This is a genomic window from Rhizobium sp. P1_E1, from assembly GCF_056406015.1.
This window is the reverse complement of record NZ_JBFUAY010000235.1, coordinates 1-6261: the sequence shown is the minus strand read 5'-3', so window position 1 is coordinate 6261 and position 6261 is coordinate 1. Positions and strand designations below refer to the sequence as shown.

The 6261-nt window shown below is 58.5% G+C and carries 7 protein-coding genes and 3 pseudogenes; 5 read left to right on the top strand and 5 right to left on the bottom strand.

All coding sequences use genetic code 11. The annotated features are described in order from the left end of the window. From AC1D1Z_RS32575 to AC1D1Z_RS32560, 4 genes and pseudogenes are all read left to right on the top strand, one after another. Nucleotides 1–539, top strand: a pseudogene (locus tag AC1D1Z_RS32575) (Ti-type conjugative transfer relaxase TraA); the annotation flags it as partial. Further along, on the top strand, nucleotides 536–1099 hold the full coding sequence (traF, locus tag AC1D1Z_RS32570) for a conjugative transfer signal peptidase TraF (protein ID WP_477852962.1): 564 nt from the start codon (nucleotides 536–538) through the stop codon (nucleotides 1097–1099). The pseudogene AC1D1Z_RS32575 and the gene traF, both read left to right, overlap by 4 nt. Further along, nucleotides 1089–2252 (top strand): conjugal transfer protein TraB, encoded by a 1164-nt coding sequence (locus AC1D1Z_RS32565; RefSeq protein WP_130729903.1) that lies wholly within the window; start codon nucleotides 1089–1091, stop codon nucleotides 2250–2252. The genes traF and AC1D1Z_RS32565 overlap by 11 nt, the downstream gene beginning before the upstream one ends. Nucleotides 2253–2268: 16 nt before the next feature. After that, complete coding sequence (locus tag AC1D1Z_RS32560) at nucleotides 2269–2886, top strand: TraH family protein (protein WP_477852959.1); 618 nt, start codon at nucleotides 2269–2271, stop codon at nucleotides 2884–2886. Between the two features lie 102 nt (nucleotides 2887–2988). Here AC1D1Z_RS32560 and AC1D1Z_RS32555 read toward each other — a convergent pair. The 4 genes and pseudogenes from AC1D1Z_RS32555 to AC1D1Z_RS32540 form a co-directional block, all read right to left on the bottom strand. Next, nucleotides 2989–3855: pseudogene (locus tag AC1D1Z_RS32555) on the bottom strand (nucleotidyl transferase AbiEii/AbiGii toxin family protein). Then, the gene (locus AC1D1Z_RS32550) at nucleotides 3848–4465 is read right to left on the bottom strand and encodes a type IV toxin-antitoxin system AbiEi family antitoxin domain-containing protein (RefSeq protein WP_130654291.1); all 618 of its coding nucleotides are present in this window, start codon (nucleotides 4463–4465) and stop codon (nucleotides 3848–3850) included. The pseudogene AC1D1Z_RS32555 and the gene AC1D1Z_RS32550 overlap by 8 nt, the downstream one beginning before the upstream one ends. A gap of 93 nt (nucleotides 4466–4558) precedes the next feature. Beyond that, nucleotides 4559–4987: pseudogene (locus tag AC1D1Z_RS32545) on the bottom strand (DUF433 domain-containing protein); the annotation flags it as partial. A 102-nt stretch (nucleotides 4988–5089) separates the two neighbouring features. Continuing rightward, on the bottom strand, nucleotides 5090–5332 hold the full coding sequence (locus AC1D1Z_RS32540; protein ID WP_130654290.1) for a helix-turn-helix domain-containing protein: 243 nt from the start codon (nucleotides 5330–5332) through the stop codon (nucleotides 5090–5092). A 222-nt stretch (nucleotides 5333–5554) separates the two neighbouring features. Here AC1D1Z_RS32540 and AC1D1Z_RS32535 point away from each other — a divergent pair, with 222 nt between their 5' ends. Then, a complete protein-coding gene (locus AC1D1Z_RS32535) occupies nucleotides 5555–5878 on the top strand; it encodes a transcriptional repressor TraM (protein ID WP_130654289.1) in 324 nt (107 codons plus the stop codon). 3 nt (nucleotides 5879–5881) lie between these two features. Here the strand turns inward: AC1D1Z_RS32535 and AC1D1Z_RS32530 are convergent. After that, nucleotides 5882–6261, bottom strand: a 380-nt coding sequence (locus AC1D1Z_RS32530) for a LuxR C-terminal-related transcriptional regulator (protein WP_477852956.1), incomplete at its 5' end; no start/stop codon positions are given.

The following is a 6261-nucleotide window of genomic DNA, read 5'->3' as shown; positions in this document are numbered from 1 at the left end:
GTCTTCTCGCGAGCCGTGGCGACAAGCAGGACCGGGAAAAAGCGSTCGCCAATGTACCGGCGCTCGCCCGAAATCTTGAACGCTACCTTCGTGAGCGGGCCGAGGCCGAATTCAAACATGAGACGGAGGAGCGCGCGGTCCGGCTCAAGGTTTCGGTCGACATCCCGGCGCTCTCTCCAGCCGCTAAGCAAACGCTCGAACGCGTGCGCGATGCGATCGATCGCAACGATCTCCCGGCTGGTCTCGAATACGCGCTCGCGGACAAAATGGTGAAAGCAGAACTCGAAGGTTTCGCCAAGGCGGTTTCCGAACGTTTCGGGGAACGGACCTTCCTGCCACTGGCGGCGAAAGACACTGATGGCAAGACCTTCGAGACCGTCACGGCAGGCATGACGGCCGGCCAGAAGGCCGAGGTCCGGAACGCCTGGGACGCCATGCGGGCGGTTCAGCAAATGGCTGCTCATGAACGAACGACCGAAGCGCTGAAGCAGGCCGAGACGCTGCGGYAAACTAGGAGCCAAGGACTCTCGCTGAAATGACCGAGGCTGCAACCCGCCGGTCGATGACCACGCAGCAACGACGAGGCATTGTGGTTCTGTCGATGGCGGCGGTCGCCGCCATCCTGCTGGTGGTGACTGCCGTCGCCGGCGGCTACCGCATCAATCTGACGCCAAGCGAACCGCTCGGCCTGTGGCGCATCGTTCCTCTCTATCGTCCGCTGGCTATTGATGACCTGGTGTTCATCTGCCCACCGGAAACGGCGGAAATGGTGAAGGCACGAGCGCGTGGCTATCTCCGTTCTGGCTCCTGTCCGGGCGGCGTCGCGCCGTTGATCAAGACAGTGATCGCTGTCGCAGGACAACATGTCGAAATCGGCGCCAGCGTAAACGTGGACGGCCGGGAAGTTTCCTCTTCCAGTCTTGCCCAACGCGATGGAAAAGGCCGGCCGTTGACGCCCTTTCCCAGCGGCATCGTACCGCCAGGATATGTCTTCTTGCTTTCCGCATTCCCCGGCTCCTATGACTCCCGATATTTTGGTCCGGTGCCCGCCTCCGGTATTCTCGGGCTGGCGCAGKAGGTCCTCACCTATGCGCCGTGAATATCTTCGGGCGACGGCGCTGATATTCACTTCTATCGCGATCGGCGTGGTGGGCTGGGGCGGCCATATGTTGCTCCTTCCTATCGCGCTTGGGTTTCCGGTTCTTTGGTCGATCGCGCGAACGAGATCAGTGGCGGCACTTGTCTCCGCCGGATATTTCCTGGCCGCATCACGTGGTTTGCCGCAAGGCGTGGCCGCCTTTTACTCGTCGGATATCTGGCCGGGCCTCTTGCTCTGGCTGGGTGCGTCTATGAGTTTCGTTGCTGTGCATTCGGCCCTCTGGACGAAGAATAGCGGAGCTCGTCCGCTTCGCTATCTCCTAGCGGCCATCATCATGTCCGTCCCGCCGTTCGGTATCACGGGTTGGGCGCATCCTGTCACGGCGGCGGGTGTTCTGTTCCCAGGATGGGGATGGTGGGGATTTGGCTTCATGACAGCCGGCCTTGCGGGCCTCGTAACCCGCATTTGGCCAGCTGTCGCCATCGCCTTTGCGGGCCTTTGGCTGTGGTCCGCCGCGATCTGGACCGATCCGAAACTACCGGAAGGCTGGCGCGGCGTCGATCTGGAATTGGGCGCTTCGCTCGGCCGTGAGGCCGGTCTTCACCGCCACCGTGACATGATCGCAACGGTCCGGAACGCGGCCAGCGATGGCGCACGCTTTGTGGTGCTGCCGGAAGCTGCGCTCGGTTTCTGGACACCGACCGTGGCGCAGCTTTGGACGAGCGCGTCCGGCGATACCGATGCGACGGTCATCGCCGGCGCCACGGTGCTCGATGGCACCGGCTACGACAATGTCCTCGTCGCGGTCGACAGGAAGGGCGGAATCATCCTCTATCGCGAACGCATGCCGGTTCCCGGCTCGATGTGGCAGCCGTGGCGATCCTTGCTCGGGGAGAGTGGCGGCGCCAGGGCAGATTTTTTTGCGAACCCGGTCGTCGCGATCGGTGCCAGCCGGGCAGCACCGCTGATCTGCTACGAGCAACTGATCGTTTGGCCGATCCTCCAGTCTATGCTCCACGATCCCGATCTCGTCGTTGCCGTCGGAAACGGATGGTGGACCGAAGGGACGTCGATCGTCGCCATTCAGCGCGCCGCTACCACGGCATGGGCAAAGCTCTTCGCAAAACCGCTCGTTATTGCCTTCAACACCTGACAGCGCAGGAGACACTATGCTCGACGCCGCCCTGATAAAAGAATGCGCAGACCCTTCCCTCAAGCCCGCGCTCATCGAGCAGTTCGTGATGGCAGCGGGCACGGATGATCCCCTCGCCGTTACGGTCAAATCGGGCGGCCGATTGATCCTCGTTCCGAAAGCCAGAACGGCGGACGAGGCAATGGCGATCGTCCGGCAATTTGCTGGTCAGGCCGTCGTTCGCGTCGGCCTGACGCAGTTTCCCGCTGGGATTGGAGCCAAGGAAGCGACCGATTTAAAGCCAGGTTTGGTCGACTCCTGCCAGAACCTTCGCAAAGGCACGGCGATGTTCGGCAAGGTCCTTAGGATCGTTGCGAAATGGTATGGCAACCCCACGAGCAAAGACGTGTTCCCGCAGATTTTCGATGATGCGATTTACGCATGGAAGACTGGTGAGTTCGAGGGCGTAAGCGTGTTTCAGGCGGAGGATCCAGGCATACCCATCAAAGCGCCGCAGAAAAGCGATGAGACCCGTCCGGCCGGGTCAATGGATGTCGAGGAAGCGACGCCGAAAGACGTACAGCCAGAGACGGTACAGGATGTTGGACGCGCCGGGATGCGGATCGATCTTTCCCGCATCAGTGGTCAGCAATAGCGTTGAGTTTATCTTGCATTCGCGGAGCATCTTCCGGCCAAGCCAGAATTTAGCGCGGCTCCAAAGCATGAAATTAATGTGAGACAGATTGCGACCAAGCACTCATTTGTCCAGCCTAGCAGCCGCAACCGCGTGCGGCATCAGGAATGTGGCAATCTCCGCGATGACGTCTGTCAGATCGCCAGGATTGTGTGCAACACCTTCAACGAAAGCGCGCCATGCCGCTGTTTTTGCTGGTCGTTGGCAAAGGCGTCCGTTAGGGCGTCGGGTCTGTCGGTGGGGATCGGTGTCTCGCGGCGCTCAAAGGTAGCGGCTATTGCGCGCGCCAGCCGATCATTGCTGAAGTCGAAAGACCTGCTGAGGATCCAGATGTCGTAGAAATCCTTCATGCGGCTGTTTACTCGCCCCAACATTACCATTGCCTGGAACTTCTCGGCAATGACCGTTTCCCGCGCATAGGCCCGGAACCGCGGCATCGGAAAATCGAGCATGGAAGGATAATCCAGGATCTCCACTCCAGGCTCAAGCGCATCGCCAAACCCGATGTCGATCGTCAGGTTGATCCGGGCTCCACTGATTGTAGCGATCACCCGCAGCCTGAGCCCACCATAGTCCAGTGCCTCGCGAATGCGATCCACATGCAGCGTATCGGGATCGAACGTGACGCCATCGTCGGCCTCTTGCGCCAGAATTTCCCGAAATGTCTCAAGCATCGGGTCCGGACTCGGATCACCGAAACCCAAAAGATCGAGGTCGCGCGTGCCTCGGTGCGGGTCGTCGAACCAACTCATCATCAACATCGCCCCTTTTAGAACGAAGCGATTGGCGTGGGGCGACTGACTGAGCCGGAACAATAACCGTTCAAGAGCGAAACGCGTCAGAACCAGATCGAAGCTTTGCCCGCTTGCCTTGGCGAGTTGCAACAGGCGCGCGCACCGAGGCGCTGACGTTTCTGATTTCTTTAGCCATTGGCGGTCAGCGCCTCGAGATACGGCCGGATCACCGATCCGGCGCCACCGCGTTCGGCCTGGTTGGCGATTTCGCCAGGAGTAGCCCTTCGTTGCCGCAACGCCTCCTGCAGCCCTTCTATCGCTACCGAAAGGCCGATCTTGTTTCGATAGCGAAAGCAATCGGCAATTGTCTTGGCAATTCCAAAGACCCTCACAGGAACGCCTTCAATGACATGGGTTTCGACGTTTTCGTTGAGAAGGCTGTCTGCGAAACGCACGATGCGCATAGCGGGGCCGTCCAGTTTCGGAGCCCAGTCCTTACGGCCTATGGCAAGCCAGATTTGTCCGGGGAGCTGATCTGTCAAGCCGTGGAACGCCAATGCCGAAACGAGGCAGACAACGCCTTTGGGTGCGTGTTTGGCAACCTCCGCCAGGCTGTGGTTGACGTCGAGCTGCGCATCAGGAAGTTGATAAAGACCGCGGGCAAGCCGCAGCACTTCACCATCTCGTTCCATTCGGCTCATGGTGGCAGCCGTCACACCTGCGTTCCGCAGTTCCACCAAACGTGCTATTCCGCGCTCAGTTAGCACGGTCCGGGCGATCTGGCGTTGCGTGAAGGGACCGGGCATTGATATAAAAGCTCGGAAAGTTGGATCTATTATCCTAGGATTTGTATCACAATCCCTGAGGTGGAGAACGCCCTCGCTCTTGGAATTTCATCCAGCGATTGTTCGGACTGGGACGCGCATACCTTTGCCTTTGAAAACCGGCTCGCCGCCAACTAACCTTTCACGCAGTGGATGATCTAGTCCGGTCCAGAGCACTTCGCCGCGCGCGGCCAAGTGCTCCCTCGCTCTCGCGACGTCGATGATCAGATAGTCGTCCGCTCTAACAGTTTCTTCTGCATGGGGGTCCTGGTCAATGATACGAACAAACGCTTGCGACGCTCTGCCGACAGGATCGAACCGACACCGTACGAGAGTTTCAACGAAGCAGATCTTCGTCTGCCAGCGCTCGGGCGGAACTGCGCGACAGTCGGGTTGAGAGGATGCGCTTGTCGATGGCATTTTGTGTACAGCCTTCACAGCGATCTCGCTGACGGCTTCGGCTTCGGCAGCCATACATTCACGAAGAGCGTTGCTAATAATCATTCCTTTTAGAGAGAGTATATACGAGGAGCGAACAGTCTCAATCCCGCCGGCTTGCGAAGACGATTCTCGCTGTCCCAGGCCGGAGGTGTTGCTACAACAAGGTTATGCACCTGCTTTCGCACCAACTTGGGTCTCACCAATTGGTCGAACTAATTCGACGTGGCTGACATCTAAGGCTTGAGCCAGTTCATAAAGCGTAATTACAGTTGGGTTGCGACGACCTCGCTCCAGGCTACTAAGATATTGCTGACTGAATCCGGAACGCGCCTCGACCTCTTCCTGTGTCAGGCCTTTCTCCCGACGCAGGCGGGCAAAATTCGAGCCGACCAGTTTGCGCATGTCCATGCGCCGAAAGATCGCCGTTTACACACTTTGAGTTTATCAACTAAAGTATGTAAAAGCCTTTCCTATAAATGCCCGCCAATGCGGGGCGGGTAATGGGTTAGGGTCGATCTAAGCATCAGCGCTTTGCCTGCAACCCAGAGATTTCGGACGTAACCGTGCCGGATTTGATGTAGGCGAACCTTCGGGCCACTTGGTGAGAAAATGAAAGTTTGGGAGAAGCGGGTGAACAAAGCGAGCTCATCCGATGCAAATGGTCAAGAAAACGAAAGAGAATCGCGCTTCAGCTCGATGCAACAGCCGGAGCTGGAGGCGTTGGCTGTCTCGGCAATTCTCGAACACCGCCGCCTGATTGCCGCCGACGAAGCTGTCTACGAGGAATGGACTCGCGCGAGCGGCGATCCGTCCGTTTCCGGTGCCGTACTAAAAAGTCTGCAGGATGAGTACGTCGCGCGTCAGAACAAATCTGAGGCCCAGCAGGAGGTGCTGTCGGAAATCATCGATGCGCTTGGTTACATCCCTGAAGTTGCCCCAGATGGCGAAGAATGACGCTCATACCAGACCGTGGTCTTTGGCGATCGCGACAAGTTGCGGAACGGTCGCTGCGTCGAGCTTTTCGCGCGCCTTATCAAGGTAGTGCTGCACTGTCCTCGGGTTGATCCCCGTCAGCATTGCGGTTTCCGGAGCGCTTTTGCCCTTTGCCGCCCACATGAGGCACATTGCTTCTCTTGGTGAAAGCAACCGTTTCGGAGCGACAATCGTCTTCGCAGCTATGATTTTCAGGCGGTAATGGATCGCCAGTACCGCCTGGATCGCTTTTTGCGCATCCTGCAGCTTTTTAACGTCAGCCGTCTGAGCTGAGGATGCAAACGTCAGCATCATCGTCGACCCGAAACTTCCTTCGACGGGTATAGTCACCCCACTCCGAATGC